The sequence below is a fragment of the Streptomyces sp. CA-251387 genome (assembly GCF_050936625.1).
Lineage (GTDB): Bacteria > Actinomycetota > Actinomycetes > Streptomycetales > Streptomycetaceae > Streptomyces.
The window spans coordinates 533091-555866 of the sequence record NZ_JBNJMJ010000001.1 but is presented as its reverse complement, the minus strand read 5'-3'; the positions used below and the strand labels follow the sequence as shown (position 1 = coordinate 555866).

Annotated in this window: 20 protein-coding genes and 1 pseudogene; 15 read left to right on the top strand and 6 right to left on the bottom strand. The window is 69.8% G+C overall.

Annotated features, from left to right (window positions below; all coding sequences use genetic code 11):
• Positions 1–45: 45 nt before the first annotated feature.
• From ACQEV2_RS02520 to ACQEV2_RS02500, 5 genes are all read right to left on the bottom strand, one after another.
• Entirely contained in the window at positions 46–396 is a 351-nt protein-coding gene (locus ACQEV2_RS02520; protein ID WP_433036032.1) for a VOC family protein, read from the bottom strand.
• Between the two features lie 161 nt (positions 397–557).
• Complete coding sequence (locus tag ACQEV2_RS02515; RefSeq protein ID WP_433036029.1) at positions 558–1589, bottom strand: LacI family DNA-binding transcriptional regulator; 1032 nt, start codon at positions 1587–1589, stop codon at positions 558–560.
• Positions 1586–2494, bottom strand: coding sequence for a carbohydrate ABC transporter permease (locus ACQEV2_RS02510; protein WP_433036026.1), 909 nt, complete (start codon positions 2492–2494; stop codon positions 1586–1588). The genes ACQEV2_RS02515 and ACQEV2_RS02510 overlap by 4 nt, the downstream gene beginning before the upstream one ends.
• The gene (locus ACQEV2_RS02505) at positions 2491–3414 is read right to left on the bottom strand and encodes a carbohydrate ABC transporter permease (protein WP_433036023.1); all 924 of its coding nucleotides are present in this window, start codon (positions 3412–3414) and stop codon (positions 2491–2493) included. The genes ACQEV2_RS02510 and ACQEV2_RS02505 overlap by 4 nt, the downstream gene beginning before the upstream one ends.
• The gene (locus ACQEV2_RS02500) at positions 3411–4727 is read right to left on the bottom strand and encodes an ABC transporter substrate-binding protein (protein ID WP_433036020.1); all 1317 of its coding nucleotides are present in this window, start codon (positions 4725–4727) and stop codon (positions 3411–3413) included. The genes ACQEV2_RS02505 and ACQEV2_RS02500 overlap by 4 nt, the downstream gene beginning before the upstream one ends.
• Positions 4728–4909: 182 nt before the next feature.
• On the opposite strand from ACQEV2_RS02500, the gene ACQEV2_RS02495 reads away from it, so the two are divergent.
• The 3 genes from ACQEV2_RS02495 to ACQEV2_RS02485 all read left to right on the top strand — a co-directional run bounded on the left by ACQEV2_RS02495 (position 4910) and on the right by ACQEV2_RS02485 (position 9137).
• Positions 4910–6931 (top strand): beta-galactosidase, encoded by a 2022-nt coding sequence (locus tag ACQEV2_RS02495; protein ID WP_433036017.1) that lies wholly within the window; start codon positions 4910–4912, stop codon positions 6929–6931.
• A gap of 164 nt (positions 6932–7095) precedes the next feature.
• Positions 7096–8664, top strand: coding sequence for a glycoside hydrolase family 53 protein (locus ACQEV2_RS02490; protein WP_433036014.1), 1569 nt, complete (start codon positions 7096–7098; stop codon positions 8662–8664).
• Between the two features lie 185 nt (positions 8665–8849).
• Positions 8850–9137 (top strand): ArsR family transcriptional regulator, encoded by a 288-nt coding sequence (locus tag ACQEV2_RS02485; protein ID WP_433036011.1) that lies wholly within the window; start codon positions 8850–8852, stop codon positions 9135–9137.
• A gap of 74 nt (positions 9138–9211) precedes the next feature.
• On the opposite strand, the gene ACQEV2_RS02480 is transcribed toward ACQEV2_RS02485, so the two are convergent.
• Positions 9212–10087, bottom strand: coding sequence for a ribonuclease BN (locus tag ACQEV2_RS02480; protein WP_433036008.1), 876 nt, complete (start codon positions 10085–10087; stop codon positions 9212–9214).
• 270 nt (positions 10088–10357) lie between these two features.
• Between ACQEV2_RS02480 and ACQEV2_RS02475 the strand changes: the two genes are divergently transcribed.
• From ACQEV2_RS02475 to galE, 12 genes and pseudogenes are all read left to right on the top strand, one after another.
• Entirely contained in the window at positions 10358–11320 is a 963-nt protein-coding gene (locus tag ACQEV2_RS02475) for an SMP-30/gluconolactonase/LRE family protein (protein ID WP_433036005.1), read from the top strand.
• 77 nt (positions 11321–11397) lie between these two features.
• Positions 11398–11859, top strand: a complete 462-nt coding sequence (gene crcB / locus ACQEV2_RS02470) for a fluoride efflux transporter CrcB (RefSeq protein WP_433036002.1) — start codon at positions 11398–11400, stop codon at positions 11857–11859.
• Positions 11856–12236 carry a DUF190 domain-containing protein gene (locus tag ACQEV2_RS02465; protein ID WP_433036000.1) on the top strand — a complete coding sequence of 127 codons (381 nt, stop codon included), beginning with the start codon at positions 11856–11858 and terminating at the stop codon, positions 12234–12236. The genes crcB (ACQEV2_RS02470) and ACQEV2_RS02465 overlap by 4 nt, the downstream gene beginning before the upstream one ends.
• Positions 12233–12606 (top strand): annotated as a pseudogene (gene crcB, locus ACQEV2_RS02460) (fluoride efflux transporter CrcB). Before ACQEV2_RS02465 ends, crcB (ACQEV2_RS02460) begins: the two are co-directional and overlap by 4 nt.
• A gap of 94 nt (positions 12607–12700) precedes the next feature.
• Positions 12701–13540: an undecaprenyl-diphosphate phosphatase gene (locus ACQEV2_RS02455; protein ID WP_433035997.1), complete on the top strand. Its 840-nt coding sequence runs from the start codon at positions 12701–12703 to the stop codon at positions 13538–13540.
• Positions 13541–13726: 186 nt separating this feature from the next.
• Positions 13727–14404 carry a FadR/GntR family transcriptional regulator gene (locus ACQEV2_RS02450; protein WP_433054149.1) on the top strand — a complete coding sequence of 226 codons (678 nt, stop codon included), beginning with the start codon at positions 13727–13729 and terminating at the stop codon, positions 14402–14404.
• Positions 14401–15840: an amino acid permease gene (locus ACQEV2_RS02445; protein WP_433035994.1), complete on the top strand. Its 1440-nt coding sequence runs from the start codon at positions 14401–14403 to the stop codon at positions 15838–15840. Before ACQEV2_RS02450 ends, ACQEV2_RS02445 begins: the two co-directional genes overlap by 4 nt.
• 50 nt (positions 15841–15890) lie before the next feature.
• On the top strand, positions 15891–16907 hold the full coding sequence (locus ACQEV2_RS02440; RefSeq protein WP_433054146.1) for an asparaginase: 1017 nt from the start codon (positions 15891–15893) through the stop codon (positions 16905–16907).
• Positions 16908–17024: 117 nt separating this feature from the next.
• Entirely contained in the window at positions 17025–18437 is a 1413-nt protein-coding gene (gene aspA / locus ACQEV2_RS02435) for an aspartate ammonia-lyase (protein WP_433035991.1), read from the top strand.
• Positions 18438–18738: 301 nt separating this feature from the next.
• On the top strand, positions 18739–19770 hold the full coding sequence (locus ACQEV2_RS02430; protein WP_433035988.1) for a UDP-glucuronic acid decarboxylase family protein: 1032 nt from the start codon (positions 18739–18741) through the stop codon (positions 19768–19770).
• A complete protein-coding gene (locus ACQEV2_RS02425; RefSeq protein ID WP_433035985.1) occupies positions 19767–21617 on the top strand; it encodes a glycosyltransferase family 2 protein in 1851 nt (616 codons plus the stop codon). Before ACQEV2_RS02430 ends, ACQEV2_RS02425 begins: the two co-directional genes overlap by 4 nt.
• Before the next feature lie 101 nt (positions 21618–21718).
• Positions 21719–22741, top strand: a complete 1023-nt coding sequence (gene galE / locus ACQEV2_RS02420) for a UDP-glucose 4-epimerase GalE (RefSeq protein ID WP_433035982.1) — start codon at positions 21719–21721, stop codon at positions 22739–22741.
• Positions 22742–22776 lie beyond the last annotated feature (35 nt).

Genomic DNA, 22776 nt, shown 5'->3' with positions numbered 1-22776 from the left:
CTAGTGCATGCGCAAGGGAATCGCGACCGACGGCACGACCGGGGCTCAGGCGGCCGGATCCTGGAGGATCCCGACGAGATTGCCGTCCGCGTCCTTCACGGAGGCGATCAGCCTGCCGCCGCCGACGTCCTTCACACCCTGCAGCGTCTCGGCGCCCGCGTCCACGAGGGCCGCGAGGGTCGCCCTGATGTCGGCCACGTGCCAGTAGGGGACCGGGCCGGTCATGCCCTTGGCGTGTCCGTTGGGGTCCAGGCCGACGTCCTGCCCGGCGTCCTTGAAGCCGACGTAGTACGGCTCGTCCGCATACGGCTCGGTGCCCAGCAGGGCCCTGAACAGGGCCTTCGACCGGTCGAGGTCCTTGACGGGGTAGATGATCGTGTTGAGTCCGGCGGTCATGGTGTCCTCCTCGATGACGTGGGGTCCGACGCGTCCGGCCGGTGGCTTCACGCTAGGACGGGGGAGCGGCCCCGGACTTCTCGATTCCTGACCGATCGCAAGCCGAGGGCCGCTTACGGCAGCCTCACCGTGCGGCGCGCCCTCGGGACCTGCTTACGCCGTTACGTCGACTCCCGCTTCACCAGCTCCGTCGGCAGGATCACCGCCGCCGGGTCCTCGCCGCCGATCTGCGCCAGCAGCACCCGCACCATCTCCGCGCTGATCCGGTCCCAGGGCTGCCGGATCGTGGTGAGCTCGGGGCGGGCGGCGAGCGCGGCGGGGGAGTCGTCGAAGCCGCCGACCGCGACGTCCTGAGGCACCCGGCGCCCGGCCCGCTCCAGCGCCGTCAGCACGCCCTGCGCCATCAGGTCGGACGCGACGAACACGGCGTCCATGCCCGGCGCCTGCGCCAGCAGCCGCTCGGCGCCGGCCTCACCGCTGGCCCGGCTGTAGTCGCCGGAGACGATGAGCCGGTCGTCGATCTCGATGCCCGCCTCGGTGAGCACCTCCTTGTAACCGGCGAGGCGCTCCACACCGCCCGGCGTGTCCAGCGGGCCGGTGACCACGCCGATGCGGCGGCGGCCGACGGACAGCAGATGGCGCACCATGTCCCGGGCGCCGTCCCGGTCGTCCGCCGCCACATAACTGACCTTGGAACCGAGCCCGATCGGCTTGCCGCAGGCCACCAACGGCACCCCCGCCTCACGCAGCTCCTCGGCCACCGGGTCGCCGGAGTGGCTGGACACCAACAGCACCCCGTCGACGTGCCCCGCCGTGATGTACCGCGTTATCCGCCGCCGTTCGTCCCGCGTGCCCGCCAGCATCAGCAGCAGCGGGATGTCGTGCGCCGCCAGCGCCTGCGTGCAGCCGCTCAACAGGACGTTGAAGTTCGGGTCCTCGAAGAACCGCTCCTGGGGCTCCGTCAGCAGGAAGCCGACCGAGTCCGAACGCCCCGTGATCAGCGAGCGGGCATGCCGGTTGACGACGTAACCCGTCTTGCGGATCGCCGCGTTGACCGCCTCCTGCGCGGCCGGGCTGACGTAGTGCCCGCCGTTGAGCACGCGCGAGACCGTGCCCCGTGAGACCCCGGCCTCGCGCGCCACGTCGTGGATCGTCGGCGGTCTGCGTCGGCCCCGCGTGTTGCTCATGGTCATGACTTTACGGCCCCGGAGAGCAGATCCAGGCTCCAGAAGCGCTGGATGACCAGGAAGAGTGCGACCAGCGGGAAGACCGCGAGGAACGCGCCGGTGATCACCAGCGTGTACAACGCGGGTGTGTTGGCACCCTGTTCGAGGAGCGTGTACAGACCCAGCGTGATCGGGAACTTCTCGTCGTCGCTGAGCATGATGTACGGCAGCAGGAAGTTGTTCCAGATCCCCACGAACTGGAACAGGAACACCGTCACCATGCCGGGGATCATCATCGGCAGCGCGATCCGGGTGAAGATCCGCCACTCGCTCGCGCCGTCCATCCGCCCGGCCTCGACCACGTCACCGGGGACGGCGGCCGCGGCGTAGATCCGGGAGAGATAGACGCCGTACGGCGAGAGGATCTGCGGCAGCAGCACGGACAGGTACGAGTCCGTCAGGTCGGCCTTCGCCAGCAGCAGGTACTGCGGGATGGCGAGGATGACCGGCGGCATCAGCACGCCCGCGAGGAGGACGTTGAAGATCGTCTCGCGGCCGCGGAACCGGTAGGTCGCCAGCGCGTACCCACTGAACGCCGACACACAGGTCGACAGCAGCGCGCCGAGACCGGCGTACAGGGCCGAATTGCCCATCCACTCCCAGTACACGCCGTCCCGATAGGCGCTCATGTCCGAGAAGTTGTCCGCGAATCCAGTGCCGGGCAGGAAGGTGAACGTGGAGAACAGCTCGCTGCCGGACTTCGTCGCCGCGATCACCACCCACGCCACGGGCAGCAGGCAGTAGAGCGCGCCGAGCAGCAGCGTGACCGTCGGGATCAGCGCGATCCGGCGGCGCAGCGGTGGCCGGTCCAGGACGGTGCCGGGCGCCGTTCCGGCCGCCGTTCCGGTCTTGCTGACGGCAAGAGAACTCATCCTGCTGCCTCCTGCTTGTTACGACGGTTCGCGGCCCGCAGGAAGCCGAAGGACAGCAGCAGCGTGGCCAGGGCGATGATCGTGGCCTGGGCGGCCGCCGCGTAGATGTCGCCCTTGCCGAAGGCGTCCTGGTACACCTTCATCAGCGGACTCCAGGTCGTGGACACGGAGTTGGTGAGCGGCTTGAGGGTGGTCGGCTCGTTGAACACCTGGAGCGTGGCGATGATCGAGAAGAAGAACGTCAGCACCAGCGAGGGCGCCACCATCGGGATCTTGATCTTCAGCGCGATCTGCAGCGGCGTGGCACCGTCCAGCTTGGCCGCCTCGTACACCTCGGCCGGGATGGCCTGGAGCGAGGTGTAGATGACGATCATGTTGAAGCCGGTGCCGCCCCACACCGCGATGTTCGACAGGGCGAGGTACAGCGGACCGCCGTCCAGCAGGTCCGGCTGCGGCAGGCCCAGCTTCTCCAGCCCGTAGTAGAAGGGGCTGACGTCCGGCAGGTACAGGAAGCCCCACAGCAGCGCGGCCACGACGCCGGGGATGGCGTACGGCAGGAAGATCGCGAGCCGGGTGAAGGGCGCGAGCCGCACCTTCTCGGAGTCGAGCATCAGCGCGAACAGCAGGGCGAGGCCCAGCATCACCGGGACCACGATGCAGCCGTAGCCGAGCACGCGCAGCGCGCCCGCGACCAGTTCGTTGTCGGTGAGGGCGTCCGTGTAGTTCTCCAGGCCGGCCCAGACCACCTTGCGGGCGCCGGCGCCGAGCCCGAGCCCGGAGACCTTCACCTTGCGGAAGCTGAGCCAGATCGCGTAGCCGATGGGCAGCGCGAAGAAGAGCAAGAAGAGGATCGTTGCGGGGAGGAGGAAGGCGTACGGGGCCCCCTTCACCCCGTACGCCTTCCGGCTTGTGCTGGTCACTCGGAGACCTCGAAACCCTGCTTCTCGAGGTCGGCGACCGTGTCGTCCTGCATGGTCTTGAGGGCGGCGGTGAAGTCCGACTTGTCCTTGGCGGCCTTGCCGAAGGCGTCCTTGAAGGTGGTGTAGGCGACGTTCACGTTCGGGCCCCAGGCGGACGGCGCCGTGGTCTCGGCGATCTCCGCGGCCTTCGTGTAGAAGTCGGCCTGGTTGGAGAAATAGTCCGGCGGGGTGCTGAAGGCGCCGCTGAGCTGCGCCGCGGTGGAGGCCGGGTAGATGCCGCTCTTCTTGGCCAGCGCGTTGAGGGCGTCGGCGTCGGTGTTCAGCCAGGCGGCGAACTTCGCTGCGGCCGCCTTGTGCTTGGAGTCCGTGGTGACGGCGGTGGAGGAGCCGCCCCAGCTGCCGGTGACGTTCTGCGACTGCGACCACTGGGGGAGCGGGGCCATGGCCCACTTGCCCTTGGTGTCGGGCGCGGCCGTGGTCAGCGTGCCCGGGGCCCACACGGCGCTGACCCAGGCGATCTGCTTGCCGGTGTTGAGCGCCTTGTTCCAGGCCGGGGTGTACATCGGCTGGTTGTCGATGGCGCCCTCCGCGACGAGGCCGCCCCAGAACTTGGCGACCTTCTGGGAGGCGGCGTCGTCGATGCCGACCTTCCACTTGTCGCCCTCGGTGGTCCACCACTTGGCGCCGGCCTGCTGGGCCAGGCCCGCGAAGAGGCCGGAGTCGTTGGCGGAGAACGTGGTCAGGTCGTTGTCCGGGGCCTTCTTCTTCAGCGCGCGGGCCGTCTCGGCGAACTGCTCCCAGGTGGTCGGGACGCTCAGGCCGTACTTCTTGAAGAGGTCCTCGCGGTAGTAGAACATCATCGGCCCGATGTCCTGCGGCACCGCGTAGACCGCATCCGTGCCCAGCGTGGTCTGCTGCCAGACGCCCTCGGCGAACTTGCCCTTCGCGTCGCCCACCTCGCTCGCTATGTCCGCGACCGCGTCATTGCTGACCAGAGTCGGCAGCGCCTGGTACTCGGCCTGGACCAGGTCGGGGGCCTTGCCGGCCTTGTGCGCGGTGAGGATCTTGGTGACCAGCGTGTCGCCGGACGCCTGCTTCTTCACCGTGACCGTGATCTGGTCCTTCTTGCCCGGGCCCTTGTTCCACAGGTCGACGACCTTGTCCATGCCGGGCGTCCAGGTCCAGTACGTCAGCGAGACCGGACCGGACTCGGTCTCGTTCGCCTTCTCGGAGCCGCACGCGGCGAGAGCGGTGGCGCCGAGGGCCACGGCGATGGTGGATGCCACGAGGCGGGTGCGCTTCGTGATGGGCATGGATCTCTCCCCTGACCTGGGTCTCCGCCTGCTGCGAAGACCTGCCATGCTTCTGTGAGCGTTCACAGTAGAGAAACATCCCGGACACTTGCCAATGGTTGTTGCTGTGCGGGTATGTTGGGCTCGCGCCGCCGACGATGTGTGTGCACGTTCCCAACTGATCGATGATCGGGAGACATTCCATGCCGGAGATCACCCCCAGGGGCCTCACCAGGCTCGCCTTCGGTGGGGACTACAACCCCGAGCAGTGGCCGGAGAGCGTCTGGCAGGAGGACGTGCGGCTGATGCGGGAGGCCGGCGTCACGATGGTGAGTGTCGGGATCTTCTCCTGGGCCCTGCTGGAGCCCTCACCCGGGGTGTACGACTTCGGCTGGATGGACTGCCTCTTCGAGTTGCTGCACGAGAACGGCATCCGCGTGGACCTCGGCACGCCCACCGTCTGCCCGCCGGTGTGGTTCTACCGGGAGCATCCCGAGGCGCTGCCGGTGACGGCGGAGGGGGTGCGCCACGAGTTCGGCTCCCGTGCCGCGATCTGTCACAGCAACGCGGACTACCGCGCGGCCGCCGCGTCCATCACGACCCAGCTCGCCGAACGCTACGGCGACCACCCGGCGCTCGCGATGTGGCACGTGCACAACGAGTACGGCGTCCCCGTCTCGGCCTGTTACTGCGACTCCTGCGCCGCGCACTTCCGCCGCTGGCTCGCGGCGACGTACGAGACGGTCGACGCGGTCAACGACGCCTGGGGCACCGCCTTCTGGGGCCAGCGCTATACCGACTTCGCGCAGATCAACCCGCCGCGCCGTACGCCGACGGCCGTCAACCCGGCCCAGGCGCTCGACTACAAGCGGTTCGCCGACGCCACCATGCGCGAGAACTTCGTGACGGAGCGGGACATCCTGCACCGCCTCTCGCCGGGCGTCCCGGTCACCACCAACTTCATGACGGCCCTCAGCCAGTGCGACTCCGTCGACTACTGGGCCTGGGGCCGCGAGGTCGACATCGTCACCAACGACCACTACCTGATCACCGACGGCCGCCGTACCCACGTCAACCTCGCGATGGCCGCCGACCTGACGCGCTCGGTGGCCGGGGGAGCACCCTGGATCCTCCTGGAGCACTCCACCTCGGGCGTCAACTGGCAGCCCCGCAACCCCGCCAAGGCGCCCGGCCAGATGGCCCGCAACTCCCTCGGCCACGTGGCACGCGGCTCCGAGGGCGCCATGTTCTTCCAGTGGCGGCAGTCCCGGCGCGGCGCCGAGAAGTTCCACTCGGCGATGCTTCCGCACGGCGGCACGGACACGCGCGTGTGGCGTGAGGTGGTCGAACTCGGCGCCTCGCTGGATTCCTTGAGCACCGTGCGCGGCACCCGCACCCAGGCCGACGTGGCGATGCTGTGGGACTGGCACTCGTGGTGGGCGCAGAACCTCGACTGGCGCCCCAGCGAGGACCACGACGCGCGCGAGCGTGCCGACGCCTTCTACGAGGTCCTCTACGACTGCCATCTCACGGTCGACTTCGCCCACCCGGAAGCCGACTTGTCGGCTTATCCCCTTGTCGTCGTACCGGCCCTGTACCTGATGACGGAGAAAGCGGGCCGCAATCTGCGCCGGTACGTCGAGAACGGCGGCACCCTCGTCGTGTCGTACTTCTCCGGCATCGTCGACGAGCACGACGCCGTGCACGAGGGCGCCTACCCGGGACCGCTTCGGGACGTCCTCGGTCTGACGGTCGAGGAGTTCTCGCCCCTGCTCCAGGACCAGCTGGTGCGCATCACCGGCCCGGACGGCTCCGAGCTCAGCGGCGACGTGTGGACCGAGTTCGTCGTCCCGCGCGGCGCCGAGACGGTCTGGACCTACGCCGACGGCCTGACCGCCGGCCACCCGGCCGTCACCCGGCACCGCCTCGGCGAGGGCACCGCCTGGTACGTCTCCACCCGCCTGGGCGCCGAGGGCCTCGACGCGCTGCTCGGCTGGGCGATCGAGGACGCGCAGGTCGCGCCGCGTGTCGACCTGCCGCGCGATGTCGAGGTCGTGCGCCGCACCGGCGAGTCGGGCAGCTACCTGTTCGCCATCAACCACACCGCGTCGGACACCAAGGTGCCGCTGGACGCGCCCGGCACCGAGCTGCTGACCGGTGAACGCGCCGCGGGCCGCCTCGAGGTCCCCGCGGGAGCCGTCCGGGTCGTACGACTCGACGGCTGAGCCGACTCCCCTCCGCCCGCGCGTGCCGCGAGCCGCGGGCGGAGGGGCTCCTCGCCCCGGTGGTCGCGCACCGCACACGCCCGCACCGCAGTGGTGAGGCCCTCGCCGGCCTCCCTGGCGAGGGACACCCCCATCCCCATACGTCGAAGGGACGACGGACGACGATGTTCCATCCCAGACGCACCCTGAGAGTCCTGCTGGTGCCGCTCGCCGCCGGACTCGCCCTCACCGCCCTGCCCGCGCAGACCGCCACGGCGGCGAGCACGCTCACGAACGGCGGTTTCGAGTCCGACGGCACCGGCACCGCCACGCCGTCCGGCTGGTCCACCTACTCGGCGGCCGGCCAGAACTCCGCCTCCTTCACCGAGTCCGGCGGCCACAGCGGGAGTTACCGGCTGACCCACTGGTCGTCCTCGGCGTACAAGGTGGAGACCTACCAGTACCTGTCCGGGCTGACCAACGGGAACTACAAGCTCACCGCCTGGGTCCGCTCCGGCGGTGGCCAGAACTCGGCGTACATAGCGCTGAAGAACTGCGGCGGCGCGGAGCAGCGCACCGACCTTCCGGTCTCCGCGAGCGGCTGGATCCGTATCGTCGTGCCGGTCAATGTGACCACCAACCAGTGCACGATCAGCATCAACAGTGACGCGAACGCGGGCAACTGGATCAATGTTGACGACCTGACGTTCGCGTCCGGTACGGGCGGCACGTCGATCCACGGTGCCGACATCTCCTCCCTCGCCAAGAGCGAGGCCAAGGGCGGCGTCTACAAGACCAGCTCCGGCACCACCGGCGACGCGATCACCATCCTGAAGAACGCCGGCATGAACTACGCGCGCCTGAAGGTCTGGGTCAACCCGGCCGACGGCTACAACAACAAGACGTGTGTCCTGGCGACGGCCAAGCGCATCAAGGCGGCCGGCATGAAGCTGCTGGTCGACCTCCACTACTCGGACACCTGGGCCGACCCGGGCGCCCAGGGCAAGCCGGCCGCCTGGGCGGGGCACTCGTACAGTCAACTCAGTACCGACGTGTACAACCACACGTACGACGTGTTGAACGCGTTGAAGGCTCAAGGCACCACCGCCGACATGGTCCAGGTGGGCAATGAGCTCAACGGCGGCGTGCTGTGGTCCGAGGGTTCCACGGACAACTGGTCGCAGCTCGCCGGTCTGCTCAACTCGGGCTACGACGCGGTCAAGGCGGTCAACTCGTCCACCACGGTCGCCCTGCACCTCGCCAAGGGCGGTGACCTGTCCGGCACCCGCTGGTGGTTCGACAGCGCGGTCGCGAACGGCGTGAAGTTCGACGCGATCGGCCTGTCGTACTACGGCTACTGGCACGGCTCCCTCTACGACTTCCAGACGACCCTCGACGACGCGGCCGCCCGCTACGGCAAGCCGGTCTTCGTCGCCGAGACGGCCTACCCGTTCCGGCTGGACAGCGAGGACTCGCACGAGAACATCATCAACACCACCGGCGAACTGGTCTCCGGCTACCCGGCGAACACAGCCGGTCAGCGCCGGTGGATGAACGACGTGGCGAGCATCGTGGAGGCCGTCCCGAACGGCCGGGGCCTCGGCGTCTTCTACTGGGAGGCGACCTGGACCGCCGTCTCCGGCAACGGCTGGGACCCGACCGACGCCTCCTCCGGCAACGGCTGGGAGAACCAGGCCCTGTTCGGCTACGACGACACGGCCCTGTCGTCGATGGCGTGGTTCAGCCACCGCTGAGTCCCGTGACAAAGGGGCCCGGCCGCACCCGTGCGGCCGGGCCCCTGCGCGTCAGAGCCGAACCTCCTTATTCCGTACGGCCGTTCGGTACCGGACAACGGTCCAGGAGTCCCGGACACGGCGGCTCCGGCTGCGGGACAGTGGGAGGACGCGTGACGACGCGGCCCGACGGAGGGAGGGGCAGGATGCTGAGGACTCCCGTCAGCGCAAGGCGCCTGGACATCCTGGAATGGCTGAAGGACCCGGCCGCGCACTTCCCGAAGCGGCGGCAGGCCGACCCGGTCGAGGACGGCGTCAGCGCGGACGCCGTGGCCGCGAAGCTCGGCGTGCCGCGCAAGGTCGCCGAGGCCCACCTCGGGCTCCTGGTGGCCATCGGCGTGCTGCGCACCAAGCGCATCAGGCGGCGCACCTACTACCGGCGCGACGAGGTGCGGATCGCCGAGGTCGCGCGCATGTTCGAGAAGGGTTGGTAGAGGCGTTGCCCCGGGTGTGCGCTGCGGGCGCCGGACGGGCCCGGTTTCCCGTCGTGTCCGACCGGGCCGTACGTCTACTCGGGCACACCGGGCTGCGCATGGTCCGCGGAACGGTCGGCCGTCGACCCTCGCCCGCGGCGCCGCCGCTTCGGGGCCGTGCGGGTGGGCTCGTCGAAGTCCTCGAACAGCTCGCACAGCAGCCGGCCCACCAGTGCGCCGCCGTAGACCACGAACCCCACGCCGACCAGCCAGGACTCCACCACCAGGACGGTCCCGACCGGGCCGTAGCTGATCGCGTTGGTGACGAGCAGCGGGGTGAACACCAGGTACGAGAACAAGCGCAATCCGACCAGCCCGGCCATGGTGGCGATCGCACCGGGCAGCAGGTCGCGCCAGCGCACCTCACCGCTGAGCAGGAAGTGCGGCCCCCACCAGAAGAACACCAAGCCGACCGCCATGCTCAGCAGGATGCGGGGCGTGCCCTGCAGCACGGTACGGGTCTGCACCTGCGCGTACACATACGCCATGAGCATGATCAGCCAGACCGTCTGCCGCCACACCCGGTGCCAGGGCCCCGCGGGCAGCCGCCAGATCCGCTCGTAGCCGTTCTGGACACTGGCGGCGAAGGACACACCGAACACGGCGAGCAGCGCCACGCTCAGCGCGCTGGTCGTGCTGAGCACCTTGCGAGGCGGAGTGAAGACCTGCGAGAGGGCACGGGCCGACCGGCCGGACAGGTCCATGCCGTCCACCAGCCACAGGGCGAAGCCGCCGCGCGCCAGGGGATCCACGGCCGCCACCACGATCAGCAGCGGAGCCAGCGTGACCAGGGCGAGCGCGGCGAAGCCCATGGCGCGGTGCAACAACTCCAGCTCCTTGCCACGCCGGTAGAGCTCCGCGAGCCCCAGCCGGTGCCATGCCGTGTGTGGCCAGGAGCGCAGGACGTTCAACGCGACCGCCGTGGGTCACGGGCCCCTCTACCGGGGCGGCTGTCGGCGCGCCACCGGGGCGGACGTGACATACGACCACCCTCTCTCCGCCTGTTGTGCGCGCCTGACCGAGTGGCCAGGGGACGTTCTCCGTAAACCGTGGCATACACCTCGCGGACCGGGGCGGATGACACGGCCCGGTCCGGGTACCCGGGCGCCCGTCGTCGTGACGCCCGCACCAGGGTGCATGCCTGCCAGGACCGACTCTCGCGACACCGAAGGTGAGGCTTCATGGACCGTCCCACCGAGCTCGTCCCGCGCCGGTACATGGCGATCGGCGGCCGTGGCCCGGAGGACGTGGTCGCCGACGCCCGGGGCCGGGTGCTGACCGGCGTCGAGGACGGCCGCATCCTGCGCGTCGACGGCCTGACGGAGCTGTCGGCGGCCCGCGTCGAGGTGCTCGCCGAGACTGGCGGCCGCCCGCTCGGCCTCGAACTCCACCCGGACGGAGACCTGCTGGTCTGCGACGCCGAACGGGGGCTGCTGCGGGTCGGCCTCGACGACGGCGTCGTGCGCGTCCTGGCGGACTCGGTGGCGGGGGAGCGCCTGCGGTTCTGCAGCAACGTGGTCGCCCTGTCCGACGGAAGCATCTGCTTCACCGTCTCCAGCCGCCCCTACCCCCTTCACCAGTGGATCGGCGACCTGGTCGAGCACACCGGAACGGGCCGCCTGCTGCGCCTCGCCCCCGGCAGCGAGACCCCCGAGGTGCTGCTGGAGGGGCTGCAGTTCGCCAACGGACTCGCTGCGAGCGCCGACGAGTCCTTCCTGGTCCTCGCCGAGACCGGGGCCCGCCGGCTCACCCGCTACTGGCTCGCCGGACCCCGCGCCGGACACAGCGAGCCCTTCGCCGAGAACCTGCCGGGCATGCCCGACAACCTCTGGCGCGGCACACCGGACGGCCCCATCTGGGTGGCGCTGGCCGGCCCCCGCGTCCCCCCGCTGGACCTGCTCCACCGCGCCGCCCCGGCCGTACGCCGTACCGCCGCCCGCGTCGCCGTGCGCGCCCCCTTCCACCCGACGGGCACGATCGGCGTGCTCGCCGTCGACGACACCGGTCGGTTCGTCCACCACCTGGCCCGCCGCCACTCGGGATTCCGTATGGTCACCAGCGTGTGCGAAACCGGCGGCCGACTGATCCTGGGCAGCCTCTGGGAGCGGGGCATCGCCGTCTGCGAGGCGCCCGTCCCGAAATGAGCCCGGCGTACGCTGTTGACCGGCCGCGATCACCACGCGAGGAGCGGTGACGAGGGCCGGTCAGGAGATGTACGACCATGACAGCCCCGGAGACCGAGACCCTCCGCGCCCCCGCCCCTGCCCCACGGCGGCACGCCTGGCGGACCCAGGCACCGATCGTCGCGGTGGTCGCACTCGGCGGAGCGATCGGCGCCACGGCCCGGTATGCCTGGGCCCTGTGGTGGCCCGCCCAGCCCGGCGGCTTCCCCTGGGCGACCTTCTGGACCAATGTCCTCGGCTGCGCCGTGATCGGCGTGTTCATGGTGGTCATCACCGACGTGTGGGCCGCCCACCGCCTCGTCCGCCCCTTCTTCGGGACCGGCGTGCTCGGCGGCTTCACCACCTTCTCGACGTACGCCGTCGACATCCAGAAGCTGGTGGACAGCGGGCATCCGCGTACCGGTCTGGCCTACCTCGCCGCGACCCTCGTCGCGGCGCTGACGGCGGTGTGGCTCGCGGTGGTGACCACCCGCCGTGTCCTGAAATGGAGGCAGCCATGACGAGGCTGACCGGGCGCGCCCTGCGCGTGACCGTCTTCATCGGCGAGAACGACACCTGGCACCACAAGCCCCTCTATGCGGAGATCGTGCACCGCGCCCACGCGGCCGGACTCGCGGGCGCCAGCGTCTTCCGCGGCGTCGAGGGCTTCGGCGCCTCCTCCCTCATCCACACCTCCCGGCTGCTGTCCCTGAGCGAGGACCTGCCGGTCGCGATCGTGATCGTCGACACCGAGGAACGCGTACGGGACTTCCTGCCGCAGCTCGACGAACTCGTCACCGAAGGGCTGGTGATCCTCGACGACTGCGAGGCCATCAGGTACGTCGGCCGCGACGACAGTCCGGGCACATCGGACACGAAGGGTAAGAAGTCGTCGTGAACTGGCTCCTCGTGATCGCGGGTGCCATGGTCGGTGCCCCCTTCGCTACCTCACCGACCGCGCGGTGCAGCCCCGGCACGACTCGGTGTTCCCCTGGGGCACCTTCGCGGTCAACGTCACCGGCTGCCTGATCCTCGGCCTCCTCACCGGCGCGGCGGCCGCCGGTGCCGCGAGTTCCCACCTCCAGCTGCTGCTGGGCACCGGCCTGTGCGGGGCGCTGACCACGTACTCGACCTTCTCGTACGAGACCCTGCGGCTGACCGAGACCGGGGCGGGGCTCTATGCCGTCGCCAACATCGTGGGCAGCGTGACCGCGGGCCTCGGCGCGGCGTTCCTCGGCGTCTCGATCGCCCAAGCGGTGTGGTCGTAGCCGACCCGACCACGCGTCGTACGCCACGGGCCCACACCCGGAGCTGGTAGGACAGTGCGCGCCACTGTCCCGCCAACCCCCGGAACTGGATCCCATGAGCGCCATCAGCGTCGGTCAGGCCGTCGTCCTCGGAGCCGTCGAGGGGGTGACCGAGTTCCTGCCCGTCTCCTCGACCGGCCATCTGAAGATCGCCGAAGGGCTCATGGGCATCCCCGTCGACGACGACGCGGTCGTCGGGTTCTCGGCCGTCATCCAGGTCGGCGCGATCGCCGCCGTGCTCGTGTACTTCTTCAAGGACATCGTGCGGATCGTCTCCGCGTGGCTGCGCGGGCTGCGGGACAAGGAGGAGCGGTACCACCACGACTACAAGTTCGCCTGGTGGGTGATCTACGCGACGATCCCGATCGTCGCCGTGGGCCTGGCCGCCAAGCCGCTCATCGAGGGGCCGCTGGCCTCCCTGTGGGTGGTCGCGGGGTCGCTGATCGCCGGCAGCGGGGTGATGTGGGCGGCGGATCAGATGGGGCGGCACAAGCGCGGGGAGGACGACACCTCGTTCAAGGACGCGATGCTGGTCGGCAGCTCCCAGATCCTCGCCCTGCTCTTCCCGGGTTTCTCGCGCTCCGGCGCCACGATGTCCACGGCGCTGATGCTCGACCTGGACCGGGTCGCCGCCACCCGCCTGTCCTTCTTCCTCGGCATCCCGGCCCTGACCGGCGCGGGTATCTACGAGCTGAAGGACGCCCTCGGCACGACCGGCACGGGCGCGCTGCCGCTGGCCGTCGGCACCGCCGTCTCCTTCGTCGTCGCGTACGCCTCCATCGCCTGGCTGCTCAAGTTCGTCGCCAAGCACTCCTTCAATGCCTTCGTGATCTACCGGATCGTCGTCGGAGTGCTGCTGTTCGGGCTCTTGGGTGCGGGTGTGCTCAACAGCTGACCTCTGATCGACTGCTGACCCTGGCTCTGGCCCTGGTCCGAGTGTGAACTGTGCTTTCAGGCTTCACACCCGATGAATCTTTCCTTTCAGGTCCCTTGACACCACCCACGGCTCACCCGGAGTATCTCTCCCGTGAACCTGTCAGACAGCCGGACAGCCAGTCAGCCTCCGCGACGCGTCAGCGCCATGGAAGCGGTGCTGGCACACCTCCGTGGCGCCATCGAGCGCGGCGAGTACGCCATCGGCGACAAGCTCCCCTCCGAGGCGGAGCTCTGCCGCACCCTGGAGATCAGCCGCCCCGTGCTGCGCGAGGCTCTCAGGGCCCTGCAGACCATGGGCCTGACCGTCTCCAAGACCGGCAAGGGCACCTTCGTCGTCGCCAACGCCGTCGAGGACCCCACCTTCGGCGACTACGCGGCCAGCGACCTGCTCGAAGTGCGCCGGCACGTCGAGATCCCGGTCGCCGGATACGCGGCCCTGCGCCGCACCCCGGAGAACCTCGACCACCTGGCCCATCTGCTGGACCGGATGGAGCGGGAGACGGACACCACCGCGTGGGTCGCGATGGACACCCTCTTCCACCTGGCCGTGGCCGAGGCGGCCCAGAACCCGGTCTTCCGCCGGGTCATCGAGGAGATCCGCGACGCACTGGCGCGTCAGTCGGCCTTCCTCAACGAACTGGGCGGCCGGCGCGAGCAGTCCAACCGCGAGCACCGGGCGATCGTCGAGGCGCTGATCGACGGTTCCGAACACGACGCGACCGAGGCCATGGCCCACCACCTCGACCGCGTCGAGACGACCCTCACCGACATCGTGCGCCCCGCGCGCACGGACAGCCCCACGGAAGGCGGACCCGAGGCGTGAGCGACCAGCACCTCAAAGAAGAGACGCGCCCCTCGTCCGGTCACGTAGACGCCGGAGACGCCGGCTACAGCAAGTCGCTGAAGTCCCGGCACGTCAACATGATCGCCATCGGCGGTGCCATCGGCACCGGCCTGTTCCTCGGTGCCGGAGGCCGTCTCGCCGACGCCGGCCCGTCCCTGTTCATCGCCTACGCGGTCTGCGGAATCTTCGCCTTCCTCGTCGTCCGCGCGCTCGGCGAACTCGTCCTGTACCGGCCGTCCTCCGGCGCCTTCGTGTCGTACGCCCGTGAGTTCCTGGGCGAGAAGGGCGCGTACACCGCCGGCTGGATGTACTTCCTCAACTGGGCCACCACCGGTATCGCCGACATCACCGCGGTGGCGACGTACACCCACTACTGGGGCATGTTCTCCGACATCCCGCAGTGGGTGATCGCGCTCATAGCCCTGGCCGTGGTCCTCACCGTGAACCTGATCTCGGTGAAGATCTTCGGCGAACTGGAGTTCTGGTTCGCCATCATCAAGGTCGGCGCGCTCGTCGTCTTCATGTGCATCGGTATCTTCCTGCTGGTCACCCAGCAGCCGGTGGACGGCCACACCCCCGGTCCGTCGCTCATCACGGACAACGGCGGCGTCTTCCCGAACGGCCTGCTGCCGATGCTGCTGATCGTCCAGGGCGTCGTCTTCGCCTACGCCTCCGTCGAACTGGTTGGCGTCGCGGCCGGTGAGACCGAGAACCCCGAGAAGATCATGCCCAAGGCGATCAACTCGATCATGTGGCGCGTCGGCCTGTTCTACGTCGGCTCCGTCGTCCTGCTCTCGATGCTGCTGCCCTGGTCCTCGTACAAGGCGGGGGAGAGCCCCTTCGTCACCGTGCTGTCCAACATCGGCGTCCCGGCGGCCGGCGGCATCATGAACCTGGTCGTGCTCACCGCGGCCATGTCCTCCCTGAACTCCGGCCTGTACTCCACCGGCCGCATCCTGCGCTCCATGGCGATGTCCGGCTCCGCCCCGAAGTTCACCTCGGTGATGAGCCGCAGCAAGGTCCCGTACGGCGGCATCCTGCTCACCAGCGGCTTCTGCGTCCTCGGCGTCGGCCTGAACTTCGTAGTCCCCGCAGAGGCATTCGAGATCGTGCTGAACTTCGCGGCGATCGGCATCCTCGCCACCTGGGGCATGATCATGCTCTGTCACCTGCTCTTCTGGCAGAAGACCCAGAAGGGCGAGCTCACCCGCCCCGGCTACCGGCTGCCGGGCTCCCCCTGGACCGAACTCGTGACGCTGGCCTTCCTCGCCTCCGTCCTGGTCCTCATGTACGCCGACGGAGGCGCCGGCCGCACCACCGTGCTGTGCCTGCCGCTGATCGTCGCAGCGCTGGTCGCGGGCTGGTACGGCATCCGTGCTCGTGCCGCGCGCACCTCCACCAAGGCCGACGCGTGAGATCCGTGTCGGTCGACGACCCCTCATCGACCCACGACAACCAGGCAGTGATGTACAGCAGTTCCATAGCGGACGCACCCCTTGTCCGCGAACCCCTGCACGCCCCCGTCGCCCACCTCATACGCGGCGGAATGATCGAAGGCATCCACTACGGCTCCGTCGTCGTCCTCGGCGCCGACGGCGAGGTCCAGTTCCAGCTCGGTGACATCGAGGCCGCCTTCTACCCGCGCTCCGCGCTCAAGCCCGTCCAGGCCGTCGCCATGGCCCGGGCAGGGCTCCCGCTCGACGGCGAGCTGCTCTCGCTCACCGCGGCGAGCCACTCCGGCGAGGAACGCCACCTCGCCGGTACCCGGCGGATCCTCGAACTCGCTGGGCTCACCGAGGACCATCTGCGCAACGTCCCGGACATGCCGTACGACCCCGTCGTCCGGGACACCTGGGTCCGGGAGGGCCGCCTGCCCTCCCGGCTCGCCCAGAACTGCTCCGGCAAGCATGCCGCCATGCTGTACACCTGCGCGCTCAACGGCTGGTCCCTGGACGACTACCTCCACCCCGGGCACCCGCTCCAGCAGGCCATCGCCGAGATTGTCGAGGACCTCACCGGGCAGCGGATCGCGCGGGTGACCGTCGACGGGTGCGGGGCGCCGTTGTTCTCCGTTTCCCTGCACGGGCTCGCCCGCGCCGCCACCCGTATCACCACCGCGGCGCCCGGCACGCCCGAGGCGAGGGTCGCCGACGCCATGCGGGAGCATGCGGAGATGGCGTCCGGCGCCGGGCGGGATGTGGCCGCGCTGATGCGGGCCGTGCCGGGGCTGCTCGCCAAGGACGGTTTCGAAGGCGTTCAGGTTGCCGCGCTGCCCGACGGCCGGGCCGTCGCCGTGAAGATCGCCGACGGGTCCAATCGGGCGCGGGTGCCGGTTGCCGCCGCGGCTCTGGGCAGGGCCGGGGTGGATCCGGGGCTGCTCACCGAGTTCCAGGGTGAGGCGCTTCTCGGGGGTGGCCAGGAGGTCGGGTGTGTGCGGCCCGTTCGTTCGCTGGAGCCAGTTGCTGTTTCGGCATGCGCCTAGGCATGTGCCGGATATCCCGTCTCGCGACTGCGGGCCGTGTGTGGCTGGTCGCGCAGTTCCCCGCGCCCCTGAAAGGGCACTCACCCTCACCTGCATCGAAAGAGGAACCGTTCCCTCATGACCGTCGTCACCCGTAGCGAACACGATCTGCTCGGCGACCGTGACGTCCCCGCCGAGGCGTACTGGGGTGTCCACACCCTGCGCGCCACGGAGAACTTCCCCATCAGCGGGACGCCGATCTCCGCCTACCCGCACCTCATCGATGCCCTCGCCGCCGTCAAGGAGGCCGCGGCCCTCGCGAACGAGGAGCTTGGGCTGCTGGCGCCGGAGAAGGCCGCCGCGATCGTCGCGGCCTGCCGGGAGATCCGTAGCGGCAAGCTGCACGACCAGTTCGTGGTCGACGTCATCCAGGGCGGCGCCGGCACCTCGACGAACATGAACGCCAACGAGGTCGTGGCCAACCGGGCGTTGGAGCTGCTGGGCCACGCCAAGGGGCAGTACCGGTACCTGCACCCCAACGAGGACGTCAACCTCGGCCAGTCCACCAACGACGTCTATCCGACCGCGGTCAAGATTGCGACGGTGTTCGCGGTGCGCGGGTTGCTCAAGGCGATGTTTGTCCTGCAGGACGCCTTCGCCCGTAAGGCCGTCGAGTTCCGTGACGTGCTCAAGATGGGCCGTACACAGTTGCAGGACGCGGTGCCGATGACGCTCGGTCAAGAGTTCTCGGCGTATGCGGTCATGATTGACGAGGACCGGTCCCGTCTTGCCGAGGCGGTCGAGTTGATCCATGAGATCAACCTGGGTGCCACGGCGATCGGTACCGGTCTCAACGCACCCGCCGGGTATGCCGAGTCGGCGCGCCGCCACCTCTCCGAGATCACGGGGTTGCCGCTGGTCACGGCCGCCAACCTGGTCGAGGCGACCCAGGACTGCGGGGCGTTCGTGCAGATGTCCGGCGTGCTCAAGCGGATCGCCGTCAAGCTGTCCAAGAGCTGCAACGACCTGCGGCTGCTGTCGTCGGGGCCGCGTGCGGGTCTTGGTGAGATCAATCTGCCGCCGGTGCAGGCCGGTTCGTCGATCATGCCGGGCAAGGTCAACCCGGTGATCCCCGAGGTGGTCAACCAGGTCGCCTTCGAGGTGATCGGCAACGACGTCGCCATCACCATGGCGGCCGAGGCCGGACAGCTCCAGCTCAACGCCTTCGAGCCGATCATCCTGCACTCCCTGTCGGAGTCGATCACCCACCTGCGGGCCGCTTGTGTGACCCTCGCCGAGCGCTGCGTGGACGGCATCACCGCCAACACCGAGGCGCTGCGCCGGACCGTGGAGAACTCCATCGGCCTGGTCACCGCCCTCAACCCGCACATCGGCTACACGGCCGCCACCGACATCGCCAAGGAGGCCCTCGCCAGCGGCCGGGGCGTGGCCGAACTCGTCCTGGAGAGGGGCCTGTTGCCCGCCGAGACCCTCGCCGACCTGCTCCGGCCCGAGGTCCTCGCGGGCAGCGGCGGGTCGCAGGCGCTGTGACGAGCGGCGCCCGCGTGCCGTGGCCTCGGCCGGGCGCGGGCGCCGTCACACCCACGGATGAAGCGTCGGTGACCCGGCACATACCGGTTCGCGTGACGCGGCGTGGGCGGTAAAGAGTTTGACGGACCGTAGGGGCTACCCGCCGAACGGCGGAGCGTCATTCTCATATATCCGGAAAATCTCATTAATGCTCGTATGCTCCGTTCTGTGGCCACGACCAGGCCGTCTCCTGCCCAGCCACCGGCAATGAAGTCCGGCCGGGCGGAGTGAAGGAAGACTTCGCAGAACTCCGGGAGCATTCATGCGTGTGGCCGTAACAGGCGGTGGGGGTTTCCTCGGGTCACATCTGTGCGAGGCGCTGCTGCGGCGCGGCGATGAGGTGGTGTGTCTCGACGACTTCTCCACCGGCGACGCGGTGAACATCGCCCCCTATCTCGACGACCCCGCCTTCACCCTCGTCCAGGGTGATGTGAGTCGATCCGTGCGAGTGCCGGGCCCCGTGGACGCGGTGGCCCACCTGGCCTCTCCGGCCTCGCCCGCCGACTATCTCGCACGTCCGCTGGAGACACTGGCCGCGGGCAGCCGGGGCACGGAGAACGCCCTGTGCCTGGCCGAGCGCCACGACGCCCGTTTCGTCCTCGCCTCCACGAGCGAGGTCTACGGCGACCCCGAGGAGCACCCCCAGGACGAGACGTACTGGGGGCACGTCAACCCGATCGGACCGCGCAGCGTCTACGACGAGGCCAAGCGGTTCTCCGAGGCTCTCACCCAGGCCTACCGGACCCACCACGGCGTGGACACCGGCATCGTGCGGATCTTCAACACCTACGGTCCGCGCATGCGCCCGCACGACGGCCGGGTCGTCTCCAGCTTCATCGTCCAGGCCCTCGCCGGGGAGCCGCTCACGGTGTACGGCGGCGGCAAACAGACCCGTAGCTTCTGCTACGTCGACGACCTGATCCGCGGGATCGTCGCGATGCTGGACTGCGCCGAGGCCGGTCCGGTGAACCTGGGCAACCCGGTCGAGCTGACCGTGCTGGAACTCGCCGAACTCGTCCTGCGCCTGACCGGAGCCACGACCGAGATCCAGTTCCACCCCCTGCCGGTCGACGACCCCACCCGTCGCCGGCCGGTGATCGCGCGGGCCCGGGAGCGACTGGACTGGTGCCCCGAGGTCGACATCGAGGAGGGCCTGCGCCGCACGGTGGCATGGTTCGCCTCCCGGCCCGACGGCATCACCCACGCGCTCGCGGCGATCCGCGGCGGGCAGCAGGACGGCGTCGCCGCCGCGCAGCCCTGCCCGCTCGGCGTGACGACCTCCGCCGCGTCGTGACCCAGGCCCCCCAGAACCTCGTCGGTCCCGCCACGGACGAGGACCCTGACGCGGCGCTCAGAGCCCATCTGCTGACGCTGTCCGCGGGCAACGTCGTCGACGTGGCGGTCGACGGCCCGGTCTTCGGCCGGCCACGCACCACCCAGGAGCCCCGGCACAAGGTCTGGATTCCGCGCCTGAAGGCGCTGGACCGGCTGAAGGTCACGCTCCTCGCGCTGTGCTGGGCGGCCGCGTTCGTCTGGTTCTGGACGTGGTGGCTGCGGCCCGAGCACCGCGTCGGCTGGGCCGGGTTCGCGGTGAACAGCGCACTGCTGCTCTACCTGTCGCTGCTGCCGCTGTACTTCGTCGTCGTGGTGTGGCGCCTGCGCAGGCTCGCGCCGACCGTCGCCGTACCGGCGCTGCGCACGGCCTTCGTCGTCACCCGCGCCCCGTCGGAACCGTGGGCGGTCGCCCGGCGCACCCTCGCCTCCATGCTCCGCCAGGACTTCCCGCACCCGTACGACGTCTGGCTCTGCGACGAGGACCCGGACGACACGATCCTGACGTGGTGCACGGCCAACGGCGTCGGCGTCTCCTGCCGGCGTGGCGTCCCCGAGTACCACCGGGACACCTGGCCCCGCCGCATGCGGTGCAAGGAGGGCAACCTGGCCCACTTCTACGACCACTGGGGATACCGCGAGTACGACGTCGTGGCCCAGCTCGACGTCGACCACGTGCCCCACCGGAACTATCTGAGCGAGATCGTCCGTCCGTTCGCCGACCCGGCCGTCGGCTATGTCGCCGCCCCCAGCGTGTGCGACGCCAACGCAGGAGCGTCTTGGGCGGCGCGCGGGCGACTGCACCGCGAAGCCACCTTCCACGGACCCATGCAACTCGGCCACACCGACGGACTGGGACCGCTGTGCATCGGCTCCCATTACGCGGTGCGCACCCGCGCGCTGCGGGACATCGGAGGGCTCGGGCCCGAACTGGCCGAGGACTTCTCCACCACCTTCCTGCTCAACTCGGCGGGCTGGCACGGTGCCTTCGCCATCGACGCCGAGGCGCACGGCGACGGCCCCCTCACCTTCGCCGCCATGGTGACGCAGGAGTTCCAGTGGTCGCGCAGCCTCGTGGTGATGCTGCTCGGCATGCTGCCCCGGCATCTGCGGCGCCTGCCCGGGCGGCTCAGGATCCGGTTCGGCTTCGCGCTCTCCTACTATCCGGTGCTGGCGCTGACCACCACGGCGGGCCTGCTGCTGCCCCCGATCGCCGCCGTCACCGGGATCCCGTGGATCAACGTCAACTACGCCGCCTTCCTGCTGCACTTCTGGGCCATGTCCTTCTTCCTGGTGCTGCTGACCGTGCTGCTGCGGCGCCGCGGCCTGCTGCGTCCCGTCGACGCGCCGGTGCTCAGCTGGGAGGGCTGGCTGTTCGGCCTGACCCGCTGGCCGTATGTGGCATGGGGGGTCCTGGCCGCCTGTGTCCAACGCATGCGCCGGAAGAACGTCGTCTTCAAGGTGACCCCCAAGTCCCGCAACGGCCAGGAACCCCTGCCGTTGCGCCTGATGCTTCCCTACCTGCTGATCACGATCGTCCTGTCCGGAGCCGCCGTGGTCGGCCAGCTGACCGGCCCGGCCATCGGCTACGTGTTCCTGTGCCTGCTCGGCTCCACCGCTTACGCACTGGTGACGCTCGCGGTCAGCGTGCTCCACATCCGTGAGACCGCCCGGTCGGCGGGCGTCGGCGTCCACCGGGCCCTGGGCACCGCCGCACTGCCGCTGGCCGCGGGACTGGCCGCCCTGCTCCCGCTGTCCTGGGCCCTGATGCTGTTCCCGACCTACCTGCGCGGCTTCCTCACTAACTGACGGATCGTCACCGACGGTCGGCCGACGGTCCGTTCGCCCCGCCCGCGGCACAGGAGCCGAGCCCCCTCCCACGATCCCTGCTGGACGAAATGAGGTGCCCAGTGCCCGAGACGGTTCTGGTGACCGGCGGCGCCGGCTTCATCGGCAGCCACACCTGTGTCGAACTGCTCGACCACGGTTACGAAGTCGTCGTCGTGGACAACCACGCCAACAGCTCCCCGCACGTACTCGACCGCATCGCCAAGACCGCGAGCCGCCCCCTCACCGCCGCCCACCTGGTCGACGTACGGGACCGGGAGGCACTCGGCCATGTGTTCGCCGCCCACCGCATCGACAGCGTCATCCACTTCGCCGCCCGCAAGGCGGTGGGGGAGTCCGTCGAGCGGCCGGTCGAGTACTACGACACCAACGTCGGCGGCACCTGCGCACTGCTGTCGGCGATGCACGAGCACGGTGTCCACCGCCTGGTCTTCTCCTCCTCCTGCTCGGTCTACGGCGACGCCCGGACGCTGCCCCTGACCGAACACAGCCCGGTGGCCCCCACCAACCCCTACGCCCGGACCAAGCTCATGTGCGAGCGCGTCCTCGAAGACATCTGTGAGCTCCTGCCGCAGATGCGGGTGCTCGCGCTGCGCTACTTCAACCCGGTCGGCGCCCACCCGAGCGGACTGCTCGGCGAGGACCCGTGCGGCGTACCCGACAACCTCATGCCCTACGTCGCCCAGGTCGCCGTGGGCCGGCGGGAGCGGCTGAGCGTCTTCGGGGACGACTACCCCACGCCCGACGGGACCGGCGTACGGGACTACATCCACGTCATGGACGTCGCCGAGGGGCACCGGGTGGCGGTCGGGCACCTCGACGACTCCCCGGGGCTGCGGGTGTTCAACCTCGGCACCGGAGCGGGCACCTCCGTGCTGGAGCTGATCGCCGCCTTCACCGAGGCGAGCGGCCGCCCGGTCCCTCACCAGGTGGTCGACCGGCGGCCCGGTGACGTCGCCGCGCTCGTCGCCGACGCGAGCGCGGTGGCCGAGGCCTGGGGGTGGACCACCACCAGGGACCTCGCGGCCATGTGCGCCGACGCCTGGCGCTTCCAGACCCTCAACCCGGACGGCTACCCACGCTGACCTCGCCGAGGCGGCGTACCACGACAGGAGAACTC

Coding starts and splice junctions, on each gene's coding strand:
- ACQEV2_RS02515 (WP_433036029.1), bottom strand. CDS start 1,589: ATGACCATGAGCAACACGCGGGGCCGACGCAGACCGCCGACGATCCAC.
- ACQEV2_RS02520 (WP_433036032.1), bottom strand. CDS start 396: ATGACCGCCGGACTCAACACGATCATCTACCCCGTCAAGGACCTCGAC.
- ACQEV2_RS02455 (WP_433035997.1), top strand. CDS start 12,701: ATGAGCGCCATCAGCGTCGGTCAGGCCGTCGTCCTCGGAGCCGTCGAG.
- ACQEV2_RS02440 (WP_433054146.1), top strand. CDS start 15,891: ATGTACAGCAGTTCCATAGCGGACGCACCCCTTGTCCGCGAACCCCTG.
- ACQEV2_RS02490 (WP_433036014.1), top strand. CDS start 7,096: ATGTTCCATCCCAGACGCACCCTGAGAGTCCTGCTGGTGCCGCTCGCC.
- aspA (WP_433035991.1), top strand. CDS start 17,025: ATGACCGTCGTCACCCGTAGCGAACACGATCTGCTCGGCGACCGTGAC.
- ACQEV2_RS02465 (WP_433036000.1), top strand. CDS start 11,856: ATGACGAGGCTGACCGGGCGCGCCCTGCGCGTGACCGTCTTCATCGGC.
- ACQEV2_RS02510 (WP_433036026.1), bottom strand. CDS start 2,494: ATGAGTTCTCTTGCCGTCAGCAAGACCGGAACGGCGGCCGGAACGGCG.
- ACQEV2_RS02500 (WP_433036020.1), bottom strand. CDS start 4,727: ATGCCCATCACGAAGCGCACCCGCCTCGTGGCATCCACCATCGCCGTG.
- ACQEV2_RS02430 (WP_433035988.1), top strand. CDS start 18,739: ATGCGTGTGGCCGTAACAGGCGGTGGGGGTTTCCTCGGGTCACATCTG.
- ACQEV2_RS02485 (WP_433036011.1), top strand. CDS start 8,850: ATGCTGAGGACTCCCGTCAGCGCAAGGCGCCTGGACATCCTGGAATGG.
- crcB (WP_433036002.1), top strand. CDS start 11,398: ATGACAGCCCCGGAGACCGAGACCCTCCGCGCCCCCGCCCCTGCCCCA.
- ACQEV2_RS02475 (WP_433036005.1), top strand. CDS start 10,358: ATGGACCGTCCCACCGAGCTCGTCCCGCGCCGGTACATGGCGATCGGC.
- ACQEV2_RS02450 (WP_433054149.1), top strand. CDS start 13,727: ATGGAAGCGGTGCTGGCACACCTCCGTGGCGCCATCGAGCGCGGCGAG.
- ACQEV2_RS02495 (WP_433036017.1), top strand. CDS start 4,910: ATGCCGGAGATCACCCCCAGGGGCCTCACCAGGCTCGCCTTCGGTGGG.